The sequence below is a fragment of the Oceanibacterium hippocampi genome (assembly GCF_900172325.1).
Lineage (GTDB): Bacteria > Pseudomonadota > Alphaproteobacteria > Sneathiellales > Sneathiellaceae > Oceanibacterium > Oceanibacterium hippocampi.
Genome location: NZ_FWFR01000001.1, coordinates 965305 through 982100, shown reverse-complemented (window position 1 = coordinate 982100; position 16796 = coordinate 965305). Strand labels below are relative to the sequence as shown.

15 protein-coding genes are annotated in these 16796 nt (G+C 68.1%); 11 read left to right on the top strand and 4 right to left on the bottom strand.

Annotation, left to right across the window (positions count from 1 at the left end; genetic code table 11):
- Positions 1–7: 7 nt before the first annotated feature.
- The 4 genes from OCH7691_RS04585 to OCH7691_RS04570 form a co-directional block, all read right to left on the bottom strand.
- Entirely contained in the window at positions 8–859 is an 852-nt protein-coding gene (locus OCH7691_RS04585; RefSeq protein WP_139839512.1) for a GNAT family N-acetyltransferase, read from the bottom strand.
- Complete coding sequence (locus tag OCH7691_RS04580; RefSeq protein ID WP_370853106.1) at positions 849–1886, bottom strand: NAD-dependent epimerase/dehydratase family protein; 1038 nt, start codon at positions 1884–1886, stop codon at positions 849–851. The genes OCH7691_RS04585 and OCH7691_RS04580 overlap by 11 nt, the downstream gene beginning before the upstream one ends.
- A gap of 79 nt (positions 1887–1965) precedes the next feature.
- Positions 1966–2964, bottom strand: a complete 999-nt coding sequence (locus tag OCH7691_RS04575; protein WP_085882199.1) for an ABC transporter substrate-binding protein — start codon at positions 2962–2964, stop codon at positions 1966–1968.
- A gap of 44 nt (positions 2965–3008) precedes the next feature.
- Complete coding sequence (locus OCH7691_RS04570; protein ID WP_085882198.1) at positions 3009–3827, bottom strand: ABC transporter permease; 819 nt, start codon at positions 3825–3827, stop codon at positions 3009–3011.
- A gap of 220 nt (positions 3828–4047) precedes the next feature.
- On the opposite strand from OCH7691_RS04570, the gene OCH7691_RS04565 reads away from it, so the two are divergent.
- From OCH7691_RS04565 to chrA, 11 genes are all read left to right on the top strand, one after another.
- Entirely contained in the window at positions 4048–5064 is a 1017-nt protein-coding gene (locus OCH7691_RS04565; RefSeq protein ID WP_085882197.1) for a Bug family tripartite tricarboxylate transporter substrate binding protein, read from the top strand.
- Positions 5065–5155: 91 nt separating this feature from the next.
- Positions 5156–5665, top strand: a complete 510-nt coding sequence (locus tag OCH7691_RS04560; RefSeq protein ID WP_085882196.1) for a tripartite tricarboxylate transporter TctB family protein — start codon at positions 5156–5158, stop codon at positions 5663–5665.
- A gap of 12 nt (positions 5666–5677) precedes the next feature.
- The gene (locus OCH7691_RS04555; RefSeq protein ID WP_085882195.1) at positions 5678–7201 is read left to right on the top strand and encodes a tripartite tricarboxylate transporter permease; all 1524 of its coding nucleotides are present in this window, start codon (positions 5678–5680) and stop codon (positions 7199–7201) included.
- Positions 7202–7217: 16 nt separating this feature from the next.
- Positions 7218–8048, top strand: a complete 831-nt coding sequence (locus OCH7691_RS04550) for a sugar phosphate isomerase/epimerase family protein (protein WP_085882194.1) — start codon at positions 7218–7220, stop codon at positions 8046–8048.
- The gene (locus OCH7691_RS04545; protein WP_085882193.1) at positions 8045–9475 is read left to right on the top strand and encodes an enolase C-terminal domain-like protein; all 1431 of its coding nucleotides are present in this window, start codon (positions 8045–8047) and stop codon (positions 9473–9475) included. Before OCH7691_RS04550 ends, OCH7691_RS04545 begins: the two co-directional genes overlap by 4 nt.
- Positions 9476–9492: 17 nt before the next feature.
- Positions 9493–10644 (top strand): Gfo/Idh/MocA family protein, encoded by a 1152-nt coding sequence (locus OCH7691_RS04540; protein ID WP_085882192.1) that lies wholly within the window; start codon positions 9493–9495, stop codon positions 10642–10644.
- A gap of 2 nt (positions 10645–10646) precedes the next feature.
- Positions 10647–11819, top strand: coding sequence for a dihydrodipicolinate synthase family protein (locus OCH7691_RS04535; RefSeq protein WP_085883501.1), 1173 nt, complete (start codon positions 10647–10649; stop codon positions 11817–11819).
- A gap of 2 nt (positions 11820–11821) precedes the next feature.
- The gene (locus tag OCH7691_RS04530) at positions 11822–12646 is read left to right on the top strand and encodes a sugar phosphate isomerase/epimerase family protein (RefSeq protein WP_085883500.1); all 825 of its coding nucleotides are present in this window, start codon (positions 11822–11824) and stop codon (positions 12644–12646) included.
- Positions 12647–12793: 147 nt separating this feature from the next.
- Positions 12794–14503 (top strand): SulP family inorganic anion transporter, encoded by a 1710-nt coding sequence (locus OCH7691_RS04525; protein ID WP_085882191.1) that lies wholly within the window; start codon positions 12794–12796, stop codon positions 14501–14503.
- 124 nt (positions 14504–14627) lie between these two features.
- Positions 14628–15443: a chromate resistance protein ChrB domain-containing protein gene (locus OCH7691_RS04520; RefSeq protein ID WP_085882190.1), complete on the top strand. Its 816-nt coding sequence runs from the start codon at positions 14628–14630 to the stop codon at positions 15441–15443.
- Positions 15440–16795, top strand: a complete 1356-nt coding sequence (gene chrA / locus OCH7691_RS04515; RefSeq protein WP_085882189.1) for a chromate efflux transporter — start codon at positions 15440–15442, stop codon at positions 16793–16795. The genes OCH7691_RS04520 and chrA overlap by 4 nt, the downstream gene beginning before the upstream one ends.
- The last annotated feature ends 1 nt before the right edge of the window (position 16796 follow it).

Here is a 16796-nt window from a genome sequence, read left to right as displayed (position 1 = left end):
GCCCCGGCTAGCCGAGTTCCGGGCCGGCGACGGCGAAGGTCAGTTCCGGCCGGCCGAAGGCCCGGTCGCGGCCCTTGTACATGCGGGTGAAGGGTCTTTGGGGACTGAAGCCCGCCGCCTCGACATGTCGGCGGAAGGCGTCCTGGCCGTCCGGCACGTCGATGAAGACCCGCCGCTGCGCGGCCCGCGCCAGCGCCCTGTCGAACAGCCGCCGGGCGCCGTCCACGCTGTCCGCGACCAGCGGCCCGATCTGCCAGGCGTTCCGGCCGGGACGGGCCAGAACGAAGCCCTGCTCCGGCGCATCGAGGCGACAGACCGCGCCCGGGGCCCGGGCGACCAGGTCGGCGAGGATCGCCGGCCGTCCGGCGCCCGCTGCCTCGGCATCGAGCGCGGCGAGGGCTTCGAACGTCTCCGGGTCGGGCGACGGGTCCCCCTTGCCCTGCGGCATTGCCGGCTTCCCGAGGTCCAGTTCGTAGCGCTGGAAACGGAAGATCGGCACGAAGCCGAGCGGCAGGTAGACCTTCTCGCCGGCCGGCGTGGCGTCCAGCGCCGGGATCAGCCCGCGGCTTTCGACCGCCTCGATACACTGGACAAGCAGGTCGCTCGCGAGACCGCGGCGCTGCCAGTCCTGACGCACGAGCACCATGCTGATCCAGGCGACGTCGCGCGCATAGGGCAGCGTTATGGCCGAGGCGACAAGCGTGCCGTTGCCATCTTCCAGCCCGATGCCGCCGCCCTGGCCGATCATCAGCCGCCAGTCGGAGGCGCTCTGGTTCCAGTGCGCCGCGCAGGACAGCGTCAGGGCCGCGCCGATATGACCCTGGCCGAGGGCGACCCGGGTCAGATCCTCAGTAGACACCGTCACGGACTTCGAAATGGGTCGGCTTCCCGAGATTGGCCATGCCGCGCCCGACCCAGTCGGCGGTCCAGTCGATCATCCGTTCGAGCGGCACCAGCGGCGCGCCGAACAGGGCCTCGGACGCCGCGGTATCGACCAGCCACGCCGTCCCTGCCTCGGTCCCGGTGATCGTCGGCCGCTTGCCGAGCCTCTCGCCGAAGGCGAGCGCCAGATCGCGGATCACCATGTTCTCCGGACCGCTGACGTTGATCGGACTGGTCGGCGTCGTGCAATGGACCAGCGAGCGCAGCGCCCGGGCGTTCGCATCGCCCTGCCAAATGACGTTCGCATGGCCCATCGTGACGTCGATCGGCACCTCGTCGCGGACTTTCACGGCGATGTCGAACAGCACGCCGTAGCGCATGTCGATCGCGTAATTGAGCCGGAACAGCCGCCCCGGGGTGCCGTGCAGGCCCGAGAAATACTGGAACATCCGCTCCCGCCCGACGCAGGAATTGGCATATTCGCCGGACGGTGGATTGGGGGCCACGCTTTCGCTGGCGCCGGACCCGTCGGTCGGCACGAACGGATAGACGCAGCCAGTCGAGAAGGCGACGATGCGGCTGTTGCGGAAGCGCTCGGCAACCATCGCCGGGACCAGCACGTTCATCGCCCAGGTCAGGTCCTCGGCGCCCTGGCTGCCGAACTTGCGGCCCGCCATGAAGACGATGTTGGCCGCGTCCGGCAGCGCCTTGACGGCGGCCGCGTCGAGCAGGTCGCACGGAAAGCATTCGACGCCGGCGGCCTCGAGCGCGGCCTTCGACTTCGGATCCGAGAAGCGGGCGACCGCGATCACCCGCTTGTCCGGCGCCGCCCGCTTGGCCAGGCGGCAGAGCGTCGGGCCCATCTTGCCGCCGGCACCCAGGACCATGATGTCGCCGGTCAGGTCCGCGAGATCGGCGATCGTCGCCGGGTCGGGGCGGGTCATGAATTCCTCGAGCGCCTCCTCGTCGGCGAAGCGGTCGGGAAGCGGCCAGGAATCACTCATGCTCATCGCACTCTCGTCTTGAAAACTGCAAACCGTGACCCGGCGCCGAGGCGCCGGGTCGTCCTGGATGGATGTCCGGTCAGGAGCCGGGCTTGATCTGGGCGTTGAAGTCGTTGGTGAAGACCTCGGCGGCCGTCAGATCCTTCTCCATGTTGCCGCCTTCCTTCGTGATGTCGATGGTGTTCTGCATCAGTTCCGGAAGAATCCAGGCCTGGCCGTATTCCCGCGAGCGTTCGGTTACCGAGAGATCAAGCACCAGGTCGAGGGTCGCCAGGTAGGCATCGCGATCGACGCCGGGCACCGAATCCATGAGGGCGTCGATCGCCGCCTCACGTTCGTTGAGCGCGTCGCTCCAGCCCCTGGCCATCGCCTTCATGAATCCCCGGATCAGTTCGGGCTTCTCGGCGACCAGTTTCTTGTTGACCAGATAGGCGTGGCCGTAGAGCGCGACGCCGTGGTCGGCGAACAGCAGGTTGCCGACCTTGCCCTCGCCGAGCACTTTCTCCCAGATCGGGAAGGAGGTGTAGAGATCGAAGGCGCCGTCCACCTGGCCGCCGGCGACGATCGCCTGCTTGCCCTCCGGCTTGATGTTGACCATGGTCACCGAATCGGGATCGACATTGTTGACCTTGGCGAGCGAGGGCCAGAGGAAGCGATGGGAATCGCCCGGAGGCGCGGCGATCTTACGGCCCGCCAGGTCGGAGACCTTGGTGATCCCGGAATCCTTGAAGAAGAAGATGTTGTTGGCCGCCTTGTCGTAGTGAATGCCGATGATCATCAGGTCGGCGCCCTTGGAGATCGCGGTCAGCACGGTCGGCGCGTCGGAGATGCCGAACTCGGCCTCGCCGAGATCGATCTTCTTCGCGGTATCGCCGGAACCGTGACCGCGGATGATCTCGAGATCGATCCCCTCTTCCTCGAAATAGCCGCGCTTGCGCGCCAGGTAGAACGGCGAATGATCCGGAAGCTGGAACCAGTTCAGCAGCAGCGTCGCCTTCTCGGCGGCCTGCGTGGGGCTGGCAAGCATCGCCGCCGCAGTCAGCGCCGCCGCCAGAATACCGATACGTTTCGCACCCATTCGAGTCTCCCCTTCTTGTTGCGCCGGCCGATGCCGGCAGGTTTTCACGACTTCGCGTTGCCGCGCCGTTCCCACGGCATCAGGAAGCGGCCGACCGCGACCACTGCCCAGTAAAGCAGCAGGCCAAGCGCCGAGATCAGGATCAGCGCGGCGAAGATCGAGGGTGTCGACAGTGTCACGCCGCCGACGATGATGAGCGCGCCGAGACCGGCCTCGGAGGCCACGAATTCACCGACCACCGCGCCGACCACCGACAGGGTGGCGTTGAGCTCCAGCGCCGTGAAGATGTAGGGCATCGCGTTCGGGAAACGGATCTTCAGGAAGATCTGCCATTTCCGGGCCTTCAGCGACCGGACCAGGTCGAGCAGGTCCTCGTCCACGTTCGAGAGGCCGGCGGCGGTGTTCACGACGACCGGGAAGAAGCTCACCGTCACCGCGATCACGATGTTCGGCCAGATGCCGTAGCCCAGCCAGATCACGAAGAGCGGCGCCAGGGCGATCTTCGGCAGCGTGTTGAAGAGCACCAGCAGCGGCAGGATCGTCCGCTCCAGGAACGAGTTCCAGACGATCAGCACCGCCAGCGCGATCCCGAGCACCGTCGAGATCGCGAAGGCGCCGGCAATCTCGTAGAAGGTGACGAGGAAGTTGTAGCCCCAGCGGTACTTCGGATCGAAGAAGGTCGCGACCGCCGCGCCCGGGGACGGCAGGATATATTCCTTGATCTCGAACAGCGTGACCGAGAAATGCCAGATCAGGATCAGGGCCACGATCGCGAGCGTGCTCGGCACGTAATAGCTCACGCTCGACCACAGCTTCGCCGCGAATCCGGTCGTTCGTCCGCCGCTTCCGGCTTGCTCCCCCATCGCGCCGTTCCGTTCCCGTGAACTCGTTCTAAGTAACTGTTTATTTACTCGACAATAGATCCACCTTCCGCGCCGAGTCAATCGACCTCAAGTAGCAAAATCGCATGCACGAAGCGCGGAAGTCACCAGTTGGTTACAAATCTCGTTGACTCGGCGAAAAGCGGCGAGGCATCCTAGTCCGCACCCAACAAGGCGGTAATCAGAACCGGGAGGAATCGGAATGAAGCGCATTCTCGCACTGGCGCTCGGCGCAACGGCCATGGCCGCGTCGTTTGCCACCTCGGCAGTCGCCGGGGACTATCCCTGGAAGCCCGAAAAGACGATCACGATCGTCGTTCCCTGGAGCGCCGGCGGCGCCACCGACCAGGTGACGCGCGTGACCGCCGGCGAGCTGGAAAAGGCGCTCGGCCAGAAGGTCGTCATCGTCAACCAGCCCGGTGCGTCCGGCTCGATCGGCAAGAAGGGTGTGCAGGACGGCCCGCATGACGGCTACACCTGGGCGGCCGGCGCGCCGAAGCAGCTCGGCACCTACAAGCTGCTCGGCATGTTCGACACCTGGGTCGAGGACTGGCGGCTCTATCTCAACGTCACCAACGTCCCGATGGTCAGCGTCAATCCCGACAGCCCCTATCAGACGATGGGCGAACTGATCGAGGCGATGAAGGCCAATCCCGGTGAAATCAGCGTCGCCACGGCCGGCGCCGGCTCGTCCGGCCATGTCGCGATCGAGGCGATCGTCCAGCCGCTCGGCCTGTCCTACAAGCACGTGAGCTACGACGGCGGCAACCCGGCGGTGATCGCGACGGTCTCGGGCGAGACCCAGGTCACCACGCAGCTCGCCTCCGAGCAGGCCGAAATGGTCCGTGGCAAGCGCCTGCGCCCGCTCGCCGTGGTCGGCGACCAGGCCGTGCTCATCGACGGTTACGGCGAGGTTCCGCCGATCACCGAGTGGCTGAAGAAGGTCCCGGCGGTGGCGACCTCGTTCGGCATCTTCATCCCGAAGGACGCCCCGGCGGAGGTTCTCAAGACCTTCGACATGGTCTGGGAGCAGGAGATCGCCAATTCCCCGGCGCTCAAGAAGTATGCCGCCGAGAAGGGCGCCGTCTTCACGCCGGTCTACGGCGACGCCGCGCAGAAGCGGGTGATGCCGGAGATCCAGGCCGACGCCTGGTCCTTCCATGCCGCCGGGCGGACCAAGATGTCGCCCGAGGAACTCGGCATCGCCAAGCCGGAATAAGAATGGCCGCCCAGTAAGGGCCATGCGGGCGGCGTCATCCCGGTGACGGGAAGGCGCCGCCCGGCGTTCCGCGATAACGACACGAAGCCAGATGACAGACAGCCGCATGGTCAGGGCCGATTTCGTATCGGCGATCGTCTTCGTCGCCCTTGGCGTCGCCACGCTGGTCGAGAGCTGGCGCATGCCGCGGCTCGAGGAAATGAACATCAACCCCTGGTCGGCACCGGGGATCGTGCCGGGCGTTCTGGGGGCGATCATCGCCGTGCTCGGCGCCCTCATGCTCGTCCGTTCCTGCCGGCAGGGCGGCTGGCGGCTGGCCCCGGGCGAGGCGCTCCGCGGGCTCGGCAGCGCGGGCTCCAGGCGGGCGGCGCTGACCCTGTTTCTCACCATCGGCTATGCCGGCGGCCTGATCGGGCGGATGCCCTTCTGGCTCGCGACCTTCCTGTTCATCTTCGTCTTCATCCAGATCTTCGAATGGACGGATCCGGCCCTCGCGAGCCGACGCCTGTGGCGGGTGACAAGCGCCGCCCTCGTTGCCGCGATCGCCGCCTTCGCGATCGCCTATGTCTTCGAGAATGTCTTCCTGGTGAATATCCCGTGAGTGACCCAGCACATGCCTGAGGGACTGGTCTATTTCGGGGCGGCGCTCGCCGGCTTCGCGACCTTCGGGACGCTGTTCCACGTGCTCTGGGCGACCCTGCTCGGGATCACCGTGGGCATGCTGCCCGGGCTGACCGCGACGCTCGGCGTGGCGCTGATGACCACGCTGACCTTCTCGATGGCCGCCGGCGACGCCATCCTGATCCTGATCTGCATGTATGTCGGCGCGATCTACGGCGGCAGCCGCAGCGCCATCCTGCTCAACATCCCCGGCACGCCGGCCAACGCCGCGACGACGCTCGACGGCTTCCCGCTGGCCCGCTCCGGCCGCGCCGGCAAGGCGATGGGCATCGCCACCACGGGGTCGGTCATCGGCACCATGATCGGGATGTTCTGCCTCGCCATCTTCGCCCCGCTGCTGGCCGAGTTCGCGCTCAAGTTCGGGGCCTTCGAATTCTTCTGGCTGGCGATCTTCGGGGTCATCATCTCCGGCCAGCTCACTGCCCTCGACGACCCGCTGAAGGGCTGGATCGCCGGCTTCATCGGCCTCCTGCTCTCGATGGTCGGGCAGGAGGGCATCCACGCCTACCAGCGCTTCACCTTCGGCATCTTCGAGCTGTCGGGCGGCTTCGCCCTGCTGCCGGCGCTGGTCGGCACCTTCGGTTTCGCCGAGATCATCGGGGTGATGAAGGACCCGGCCTACGAGGCCATCAAGTCGGCCAAGGATTCGGTCATCCCGAAGCTCTCCGAACTGTTCCGCTACAAGCGCACCATCGTCCGCTCCGGCCTGATCGGCACCGTCATGGGACTGGTCCCCGGCGTCGGCGAGGACATGGGCGCCTGGGTGTCCTATGCCGCGGCGCGCCGGGGCAGCAAGGAGAAGCAGGAATTCGGCAAGGGCTCGGTCGAGGGCCTGATCGCCGCCGAGACCGGCAACAGCGCCGCCGTGCCGGGCGCGATCATCCCGGTCCTCACCCTCGCCGTGCCGGGCTCGGCACCGGCCGCCGTGCTGCTGGCCGCGCTCTTCATCCACGGCATCCGGCCCGGCCCGCTGATCATGATCGAGTTCCCGAGCTTCGTCTTCGAAGTGGTGGCGATGGTCCTGATGGCGAGCCTCGCGATCCTGTTCTTCGGACTGGTCCTCACCAGGCCGATGCTGCTGATACTTCAGGTCGCGCGCCAGCGCCTGATGCCGATCATCTTCGTGCTCTGCACGGTCGGCGCCTTCGCCATCGCGAGCCGGCATTTCGACATCTGGGTGATGATCGGCTTCGGCGTCGTTGGCTTCGTGCTGCGCGAGATGAAATACCCGATGGCGCCGCTGGTCCTCGGCATCGTCCTCGGGCCGATCCTCGACAAGAGCCTGCGCCGCGGTCTGGTGCTGTCCGACGGCAGCCTGGAACCCTTCCTGACCCGGCCGATCAGCCTCGTGCTCTGGCTTGCCGCCCTCATCACCATTCTCTATTCCAGCGCGACGGTCCGCCGCCTGACGCGCAGCGCCGCGCACCGCCTCGCCCCACGCTTCTTCAGTTCCTGACCGGAGTCCGCCCGAGATGAAGCTTTCGCTCTGCAACGAGGTCCTGCGCGACCTGCCCTGGAAGGCGCAATGCGACCTCGCCGCATCGCTCGGCTATGTCGGCCTCGAACTCGCACCCTTCACCATCGACGACGAACCGCACAGGATGGAGGCGGGCAGGGCCAAGGCGCTCAAGCGCGAAGCCGCCGATGCCGGCGTCGCGATCTCGGGCCTGCACTGGCTGCTGGTGACCCCGCGCGGGCTGTCGCTGAACGGCGTCGACGCCGATGTCCGGGCGCGCACGGTCGAGGTCATGACCGGCCTCGTCCGGCTTTGCGCCGAGCTCGGCGGCGACGTTCTCGTGCATGGCTCGCCGGCACAGCGCTCGCTGGCCGACGGCGACGACCCGGTCGAGGCCTGGAAACGGGCGCGAGAGAGTTTCGCCGCGATCGCCGGCGAGGCCGAGCGCTGCGGCGTCACCTACTGCATCGAGGCGCTGGCCCCGCGCGAGACCAATTTCATCAACCGGATCGCCGAGGCGGCCCGGATGGCCGACGAGATCGACAGCCCGGCCGTGCGGACGATGATCGACACCTCGGCCGCCTCGCTCGGCGAGGAGGAGACCCCGGCCGAGCTGATCGACCGCTGGCTGCCGTCGGGCATGATCGCCCATGTCCAGGTCAACGACCGCAACCGGCGCGGCCCCGGCCAGGGCGGCGACCTTTTCGCCCCGGTCGTCGAGGCCCTGAAGCGGCACCGCTACGACGGCTGGATCGCCGCCGAACCCTTCGTCTACGAACCCGATGGCGCGACCACGGCGGCGTTCAGCGCCGGCTACATGCGCGGCATCCTGGAGGCCCTGTCATGAGTTCCCCCCGCTTCCGCATCCGCGAGATCGCCCTCGCCGAACGCGACACGACCTTCCGCATGCCGTTCCGCTTCGGCATCGTCACCCTGCGTTCGGCACCGCTCGCCCATCTCCGGGTCCGCATCGAGGACGAGCGCGGGCGCAGCGCCACCGGCATGACGGCCGAACTGCTGGCGCCGAAATGGTTCGACAAGAACCCCGAGCTCAGCAACGAGGACAATTTCCGCCAGCTCGAGGACGCCATCCGGATCGCCGCCCGCCTCTACCAGGCGGTCGAGGGGCCGGAAACCGCGTTCGGCCATTTCGCCGCCGTCTATCCGGAGCAGATCGCGCGAGGCGCCGCGGCCGGGCTCAATCCGCTCGTCGCCGGCTTCGGACCGGCCCAGGTCGACCGCGCCGTGCTGGACGCGGTCTGCCGGCTGGAAGGCGTATCGATCTACAAGGCGATGCAGGCGAACCTGCCCGGCATCGTCCCGACCCGCCTGCTGCCGGAATTCGCCGGCTTCGACTTCGACGCCTTCCTGCGCGACGTCCGCCCCGCGGCCACGATCCAGGCCCGCCACACGGTCGGCATGGTCGATCCGATCACCGCCGCCGACCAGAACCCGGAGAGCCGCCTCGACGACGGCCTGCCGGAGACGCTCGAGGAAGTCGTCGCCGCTTATGGCCATCGCTACTTCAAGCTCAAGGTCGGCGGCGACATCACCGCCGACATCGCCCGGCTGGAGGCGATCGCCGGTGTCCTCGACCGGCTGCCGCACGACTACAAGGCGAGCCTCGACGGCAACGAGCAATATGGCGATGCGGAGGGCATCCTCGCGCTGTGGCGCGAGATGCAGGCGCGTCCGGCGCTGGAACGGCTCTGCCGCTCGATCCTGTTCATCGAGCAGCCGATCGCCCGGGCCCGGGCGCTCGAGGGCGATGTCGCCCTGCTCGACCGCGAGCGGCCTGTCATCATCGACGAGTCCGATGGCACGCTGGACGCCTTCGCCCAGGCGCGCCGGATCGGCTATTCGGGAATCTCGGCGAAAAGCTGCAAGGGCTTCTACAAGGCGATGATGAACGCCGCCCGCTGCCGGATGTGGAATGCCGAGGAAGGCCGGGATCGCTTTTTCATGTCGGCCGAGGACCTGACCATCCAGGCCGGCATCTCGCTGCAGCAGGATCTCGCGCTCGCCACCCTGATCGGCGTCGGCCATATCGAGCGCAACGGCCACCATTACGTGAACGGCATGGCGATCGCGCCGGCCGCCGAGCAGGACCGCTTCCTCGCCGCCCACGGCGATCTCTACGAGCGGAGCCACGGCGCCGTCAGGCTGCGCATCCGCGATGGCGCGATCGCCATCGGTTCGCTCGACTGCACGGGCTTCGCGACCGGCGTCGCCCCCGATTTCTCGGCCATGCGGCCGGTATCCCTCGACCAGTAGCAAGGAAAGTCAGTCACATGGCAGAGCAACGACTTGGCGTCATCATGCACGGCGTCACCGGCCGCATGGGAACCAACCAGCACCTGATCCGCTCGATCGCGGCGATCCGCGATGCCGGCGGCGTACTGCTGCGCGACGGGCGGCGGATCGTCCCCGACCCGATCCTGGTCGGCCGCGACGAGGACAAGCTGGCCCGCCTGGCCAGGGCGAATGGCGTAACCCGCTGGTCGACCGACCTCGCGGCCGCGCTCGCCAACAAGGACGACACGCTGTTCTTCGATTCCGCCTCGACGCAGCTCCGCCCGACGGTGGTCCGCCAGGCGATCGACGCCGGCAAGGACATCTATTGCGAGAAGCCGACCGCGACCACGGTCGAGGAGGCACTGGCGCTCCACCATTACGCCGAGAAGGCCGGGATCCGGCACGGCGTCGTGCAGGACAAGCTGTTCCTGCCCGGCCTGATGAAGCTCCGCATGCTGCGCGATTCCGGCTTCTTCGGGCGCATCCTGTCGGTTCGCGGCGAGTTCGGCTACTGGGTCTTCGAGGGTGACTGGCAGGAGGCCCAGCGGCCGTCCTGGAACTACCGCCTGGAAGACGGCGGCGGCATCATCCTCGACATGCTCTGCCACTGGCGCTACGTGCTCGACAACACCTTCGCCAACGTCAAGGCGGTGAGTTGCCTCGGCGCCACCCATATCCCGGAGCGGGTCGACGAGCGCGGCCAGGCCTACCAGGCGACCGCGGACGACGCGGCCTATGCCACCTTCGAGCTGGAAGGCGGCATCATCGCCCAAATCAACTCGAGCTGGTGCACCCGGGTGCGCCGCGACGACCTGGTCACCTTCCATGTCGACGGCACGCACGGCTCGGCGGTCGCCGGCCTGACCGACTGCCGCAGCCAGGCCCGGGTCAACACGCCGCGCCCGGTCTGGAACCCGGACCAGAAGCAGGGCCACGACTTCTTCGAGGACTGGCAGGTGGTCCCGGACAATCTCGATTATCCGAACGGCTTCCGCGCCCAGTGGGAGCTTTTCATCCGTCACCTGTTCGGCGAGGCGGAGTGGAAATACACGCTGCTCGAGGGCGCCAAGGGCGTGCAGCTCGCCGAGCTCGGCCTGAAGAGCTGGCAGGAACGCCGCTGGCTCGACATTCCCGCGCTGGAGGGATGAGCATGGCCGAGGTTCAGCTGCCGACCGCGTCGGGCGGCGTCGAACGCTACCGGACGCAGGCGCCGAAGGGCTTCCCGGCCCGCCCGGCCCGGCCCTTCACGCGCATCGCCTATGCCGCCGCCCATGTCGTCGCCGACCCGTTCGCCGACAACGATCCCTGGCTCGACACAGCCGTCGACTGGGAAAAGACGCTGCAGTTCCGGCACCATCTCTGGGATCTGGGCTTCGGTGTCGCCGAGGCGATGGACACCGCCCAGCGCGGCATGGGTCTCGACTGGCCGACCTCTCTGGAACTGATCCGGCGCGCCAATGCCGAGGCCAGGGCGCGCGGCGGGGCGCTGATCGCGTCGGGCGCCGGTACCGATCACCTGGTTCCAGCCCCCGGCCTGACCGTGGACGACGTGATCGCCGCCTACGAGATGCAGTGCGAGGCGGTCGAGGCGGCCGGCGGCCGCATCATCCTGATGGCGAGCCGGGCGCTCGCCGCCTGCGCCAGCGGCCCCGACGACTATGCCCGGGTTTATGACCGCATTCTCGGCCAGGTCTCGGAACCGGTGGTGATCCACTGGCTCGGCGAGATGTTCGACCCGGCGCTTGCCGGCTACTGGGGCCACGACGACCACGACGCGGCGATGGACACCTGCCTCTCCATGCTCGCCACGAATGCCGCGAAGATCGACGGCATCAAGATCTCCCTGCTCGACGACAGGAAGGAGATCGCCATGCGCCGCCGCCTGCCCGAGGGCGTCCGCATGTATACCGGCGACGATTTCAACTATGCCGACCTGATCGCCGGCGACGAGCAGGGCCATTCGGAAGCGCTGCTCGGCATCTTCGACGCGATCGCCCCGGCGGCCAGCGCCGCGCTCGGCGCGCTTGCGGCCGGCGACATGGACGACTATCACGCGATCTTCGCGCCCACGGTGCCGCTCTCGCGGCTGATCTTCAAGGCACCGACCCGGTTCTACAAGACCGGCGTCGTCTTCATGGCCTATCTGAACGGGCTGCAGGACCACTTCACCATGATCGGCGGCCAGGAAAGCACGCGCTCGACGCTGCATCTGGCGGAGATCTTCCGCCTCGCCGACCGCGCCGGGCTGTTCCGTGACCCGGACGAGGCGGCCGCCCGCATGGCCCGCGTCATGGCCGTTCGCGGCGTCGGGACGGCGCAATGACGCTGCCGCTCTCCCGGCTGTCGCTCAATACCGCGACGGTCCGCGCCCAGTGGAACCTCGCCCAGTGCATCGAGGGTTGTGCCCGGCATGGCTTCGGCGGCATCGCGCCGTGGCGCGACAAGCTTGCCGAACTCGGCACCGAGGTCGCGGCCAGGCAGATCCGCGACGCGGGTCTCAGGGTCAGCGGGCTCTGCCGGGGCGGGATGTTCCCCGCCGCCGACGCCGCCGGCCGCAAGGCCGCCGCGGAGGACAACCTGCGTGCCCTGGACGAGGCCGTCGCGATCGGCGCCGAATGCCTGGTACTGGTGGTTGGCGGTCTGCCGGCGGGATCCCGGAACCTCGCCGACGCGCGGGCCCAGGTCGAGGACGGGATCGCGGCATTGCTGGAAGCCGCCCGCCCGGCCGGCATGCCGCTCGCCATCGAACCGCTGCACCCGATGTATGCCGCCGACCGGGCCTGCGTGAACACGATGGCGCAGGCGCGCGGCATCTGGGAACGGCTGGGCGAGGGCGTGACCGTCGCTGTCGATGTCTATCACGTCTGGTGGGACCCGGACCTCCGGACCGAGATCGCCGCCGCCGGCTCTGCCGGGCGGATCGCCGCCTTCCATGTCTGCGACTGGCTGGTGCCGACCCGCGACCTGCTGCTCGACCGGGGCATGATGGGCGACGGGGTGATCGAGATCCCGCAGATCCGCCGCTGGGTCGAGGACACCGGCTTCGACGGCATGATCGAGGTCGAGATCTTCTCCGAGGCAAACTGGTGGAAACGCGATGCCGACGAGGTGATGGAGGTGGTGAAGACCCGCTACCTGAGCGCCGTCTGAGGCGACGAAGCCCGGCACCGCGACCGTTCGTCGCGGACAGGTGAACGGATTCCGGCCAATCGACACTGGCGGCAATAGCAGCGGGTCGGCGATACTCGGCTATCGTCCATCACCTGTTCCCCGCCGCGGCCGGAATTGCGAAATAGAATGAACAACAAGAGTAGTACGTCGAACCACTCGGCGAAGGCCTATTTCAGACTTTTTATACCGAAGTTGGTGACCGTACTTGGCAGCGGTTACACGCCCGCCCATTTTCGTGGCGACCTGATCGCGGGCCTGACAGTCGCCATCGTCGCCCTGCCGCTCGCCATGGCGCTTGCCATTGCCTCCGGCACGACCCCCGACAAGGGTCTGGTCACCGCCATCGTCGCCGGTTTCCTGATTTCGGCGCTCGGTGGCAGCCGCTTCCAGATCGGCGGCCCGACCGGCGCCTTCGTCGTCGTCGTCTTCAATGTCATCGCCCAGCATGGCTACGACGGACTGCTGCTCGCCACGCTGATGGCCGGGCTGATGCTGGTCGTCGCCGGCTTCGCCCGCCTCGGTACGTGGATCAAGTATATCCCCGAACCGGTCGTCACCGGTTTCACCGCCGGCATCGCCGTGATCATCTTCTCCAGCCAGATCAAGGACCTGTTCGGGCTCACCGTCGGCCAGGTCCCGGGCGATTTCATCGACAAGATCGAGGTCCTATGGGCGGCACGGGCGAGCGCCGACATGGCGGCCATGGCGGTCGCCGGCAGCGCGCTGCTGGTCATCGTGCTGCTGCGCCGCCGGGCGCCGAAGCTGCCCGGCTTCCTGATCGCCGTGGTCGGCGCCTCGGTCGCGGTCGGGCTGCTCGGCCTGCCGGTCGAGACGATCGGTTCGCGGTTCGGCGGCATTCCCTCGTCCATTCCGTTTCCGGAGATGCCGGCACTCGACCTGGGCAAGATCCGCGACGTCATTCCGGCGGCCTTCACGATCGCCTTCCTGGCCGGCGTCGAGAGCCTGCTGTCGGCCGTGGTCGCCGACGGCATGACTGGCGCGCGACACCGCTCGAACTGCGAACTGGTCGCCCAGGGGGTCGCGAACGTGGCCTCGGCGCTGTTCGCCGGGTTGCCGGCGACCGGCGCGATCGCCCGCACGGCGACCAGTATCCGCTCCGGCGCGCGCTCGCCGCTCGCCGGCATCATCCACGCGCTCACGCTGCTGCTGTTCATGCTGGCGCTCGCCCCGCTCGCGGCCTATGTCCCGCTTGCCAGCCTCGCCGCCGTCCTCGTGATCGTCGCCTGGAACATGAGCGAGATCGACAAGTTCCGGCACCTGATGTCGGCCCCGCCGGGCGACCGGCTAGTGCTGATCATCACCTTCGCGCTGACGGTGCTGGTCGACCTCACGGTCGCGATCGAGGTCGGCGTGGTGCTGGCGGCGATCCTGTTCATGCACCGGATGAGCAAGGTCGTCTCGATCCAGCAGGGCGTCGACTACCTGCAGGAGGACATCGACGACGCGGCGCAGCCGCGCGTCACCTTCGATCACCAGACGCTGCCGAAGGGGGTGGAGATGCTGTCGCTCCGCGGCCCGCTGTTCTTCGGCGCCGCGAAAGGCCTGCTGGACATGCAGGATGCGATGCCGTCGGCGCCGAAGGTGATCATCCTGCGCGTCCGGGACGTGCCCCTGATCGACGCCACCGGGGTCGGCGTGCTGACGGAGTTCGTGCGCCGCTGCAAGGCGGACGGCACGGTCGTGCTGGTCGCCGGCGTACGCCCGCAGCCGAAGGAAATCCTGCGCAAGATGGGCTTCGACGACCGTCACCCGAACCTGCGCTTCGCCGATTCTTTCGCCGAGGCGCGCGAGATCGCCGTCGGCCTGGTCGGCTGACGGGCCGCTTGAGGCCGGACCGGAAGGAGGCTATGATCCTCCGGTCGGGACGTCGCGGTCTCCCGGCCACCCAAGGCCTCAGTGCCCAAGCACCGCTTAATGCTCCGGAACGGAGGATTAAGCCATGGTACAGGGCCAGCTTCCCATAGCCGATTTACGCAGCCGGATCGGTCGCCCCGATTGTCCGGCGATCATCGACGTGCGCCGTCGCGAGGCCTACGAGCGAGCCGCCGACCGCCTGCCCGCCGCGCGCTGGCGCGATCACCGGGAAGCCGATCGCTGGGCGGACGCGTTCGCCGCCGGCAGCGAAATCGTGGTTTACTGCGTGCATGGCCACGAGGTGAGCGAGAGCGCCGCCGGCCGGCTGCGCGCGGCCGGTCTCGACGCACGCGCCCTGGACGGCGGCATCGAGGGCTGGCGGGCGGCCGGATTGCCGCTGGTGGCGAAGGCGGACCTGCCGGGCGGCGACTGCGCGGCGACCCGCTGGGTGACGCGGGCACGGCCGAAGATCGACCGTATCGCCTGCCCCTGGTTCATCCGCCGCTTCGTCGATCCCGATGCCCGCTTCCATTTCGTCGCCCCGGACTGGGTCGGCGAATGCGCCACCGAGCTCGACGCCATCCCCTTCGACATCCCCGATTGCCGCTTCAGCCATGACGGCGAAAACTGCAGTTTCGACGCCTTCCTCGCCGCCTACCGGGTCCGCGAACCGGCTCTGGAGAAGCTCGCGCTGATCATCCGCGCGGCGGATACCGGCCGGCTCGACCTGGCGCCGGAGGCGAGCGGTCTGCTCACGCTCTCGGTCGGCCTGTCGGCGCTCACAAGCGACGATCTTGTCATGCTGGAGCGCGGATTGACGCTGTATGACGCGCTCTATGCCCGGTGCCGCGACGTGCCGGCCGAAAGCCATGGCTGGCCGCCGAAGGAGATCGCCCGATGACCCCCCGCCCCCCGGCCGACGGACCGCCCAGCTTCGGCGCGGCATTCCGGGTCTGGCTCCGCATCGGGTTGCTCAGTTTCGGCGGCCCGGCGGGGCAGATCGCGCTCATGCATCGCATCCTGGTCGAGGAGCGGCGCTGGATCGACGAGCGTCGTTTCCTGCATGCGCTGAACTACTGCATGCTGCTGCCCGGACCGGAGGCGCAGCAGCTCGCGACCTATGTCGGCTGGCTGCTGCACCGCACGGCCGGCGGGTTGGTCGCCGGAACCCTGTTCGTGCTGCCCGGCGCGGCGGTCATCCTGACGCTTTCCATTCTCTATGCCGGGTTCGGGCAGTTCTCGATCGTGGCGGCGCTGTTCTTCGGCATCAAGGCGGCGGTGCTTGCCGTCGTCATCGAGGCGGTGGTCAGGATCGGCCGCCGGGCGATCAGGAGCGGATTCGCGCTGGTCGTCGCCTGTCTCGCCTTCGTCGGGATCTTCTTCCTTGCCCTGCCCTTCCCGATGATCGTGATCGGCGCGGCGGTCGCCGGCTACCTGGCGGCGACCTTCCGGCCCGGCTATTTCGACGCCGCGGACGGCGGCACGGCGGCGGACGCCGCGGCGGACGAGGCGGCGGCACCACCGCATACCCGCCCGAACCTTCGGCGCGCGATCCTCGTCACGCTGGTATTCGGCCTGCTCTGGCTGGCCCCGGTCGCATTGCTGGCCGGAACGCTCGGCCCCTCGAACGTCTTCGCGCAGGAGGGATTCTTCTTCGCCAAGATGGCGGTCGTGACCTTCGGCGGCGCCTATGCGGTACTCGCCTACGTCGCGCAGCAGGCGGTCGAGATCCACGGCTGGCTGATGCCCGGCGAGATGCTGGACGGGCTCGGGCTGGCCGAAACCACCCCGGGGCCGCTCATCCTGGTGACGCAGTTCGTCGGCTTCATGGGGGCCTATCGCACCCCCGGCGCGCTCGATCCCTTCGTCGCCGGTACGCTCGGCGCGCTGCTGACGAGCTGGGTGACCTTCATGCCCTGCTTCCTCTGGATCTTCCTCGGGGCGCCTTATATCGAGCGTCTCGGTCGCAACCGCCGGCTCGCCGCCGCGCTCTCGACGCTGACCGCCGCCGTCGTCGGCGTGATCCTCAACCTCGCCGTCTGGTTCGCGCTGCATGTGGTGTTCGCGGAGGTGTCCGAGATCCGTCTGGCCGGAATCCGCCTCTTCCTGCCGGTCTGGGAAACGGTCGAGCCGGGCGCGCTCGTGCTCGCGATCGGCGCCCTGGTCGCGATGCTGCGCTTCAAGGCCGGCATGCTGCCGACGCTGGCGGTCTCGGCGCTGCTCGGCGCCGCCTATTTCTATATCGTTCGGTGAG

What these genes read in the sequence shown, in the direction of transcription:
- OCH7691_RS04540 (WP_085882192.1), top strand. Translation starts at nt 9,493, where the DNA reads ATGGCAGAGCAACGACTTGGCGTCATCATGCACGGCGTCACCGGCCGC.
- OCH7691_RS04525 (WP_085882191.1), top strand. Translation starts at nt 12,794, where the DNA reads ATGAACAACAAGAGTAGTACGTCGAACCACTCGGCGAAGGCCTATTTC.
- OCH7691_RS04580 (WP_370853106.1), bottom strand. Translation starts at nt 1,886, where the DNA reads ATGAGTGATTCCTGGCCGCTTCCCGACCGCTTCGCCGACGAGGAGGCG.
- OCH7691_RS04550 (WP_085882194.1), top strand. Translation starts at nt 7,218, where the DNA reads ATGAAGCTTTCGCTCTGCAACGAGGTCCTGCGCGACCTGCCCTGGAAG.
- OCH7691_RS04535 (WP_085883501.1), top strand. Translation starts at nt 10,647, where the DNA reads ATGGCCGAGGTTCAGCTGCCGACCGCGTCGGGCGGCGTCGAACGCTAC.
- chrA (WP_085882189.1), top strand. Translation starts at nt 15,440, where the DNA reads ATGACCCCCCGCCCCCCGGCCGACGGACCGCCCAGCTTCGGCGCGGCA.
- OCH7691_RS04565 (WP_085882197.1), top strand. Translation starts at nt 4,048, where the DNA reads ATGAAGCGCATTCTCGCACTGGCGCTCGGCGCAACGGCCATGGCCGCG.
- OCH7691_RS04575 (WP_085882199.1), bottom strand. Translation starts at nt 2,964, where the DNA reads ATGGGTGCGAAACGTATCGGTATTCTGGCGGCGGCGCTGACTGCGGCG.
- OCH7691_RS04520 (WP_085882190.1), top strand. Translation starts at nt 14,628, where the DNA reads ATGGTACAGGGCCAGCTTCCCATAGCCGATTTACGCAGCCGGATCGGT.
- OCH7691_RS04560 (WP_085882196.1), top strand. Translation starts at nt 5,156, where the DNA reads ATGACAGACAGCCGCATGGTCAGGGCCGATTTCGTATCGGCGATCGTC.
- OCH7691_RS04570 (WP_085882198.1), bottom strand. Translation starts at nt 3,827, where the DNA reads ATGGGGGAGCAAGCCGGAAGCGGCGGACGAACGACCGGATTCGCGGCG.
- OCH7691_RS04545 (WP_085882193.1), top strand. Translation starts at nt 8,045, where the DNA reads ATGAGTTCCCCCCGCTTCCGCATCCGCGAGATCGCCCTCGCCGAACGC.
- OCH7691_RS04555 (WP_085882195.1), top strand. Translation starts at nt 5,678, where the DNA reads ATGCCTGAGGGACTGGTCTATTTCGGGGCGGCGCTCGCCGGCTTCGCG.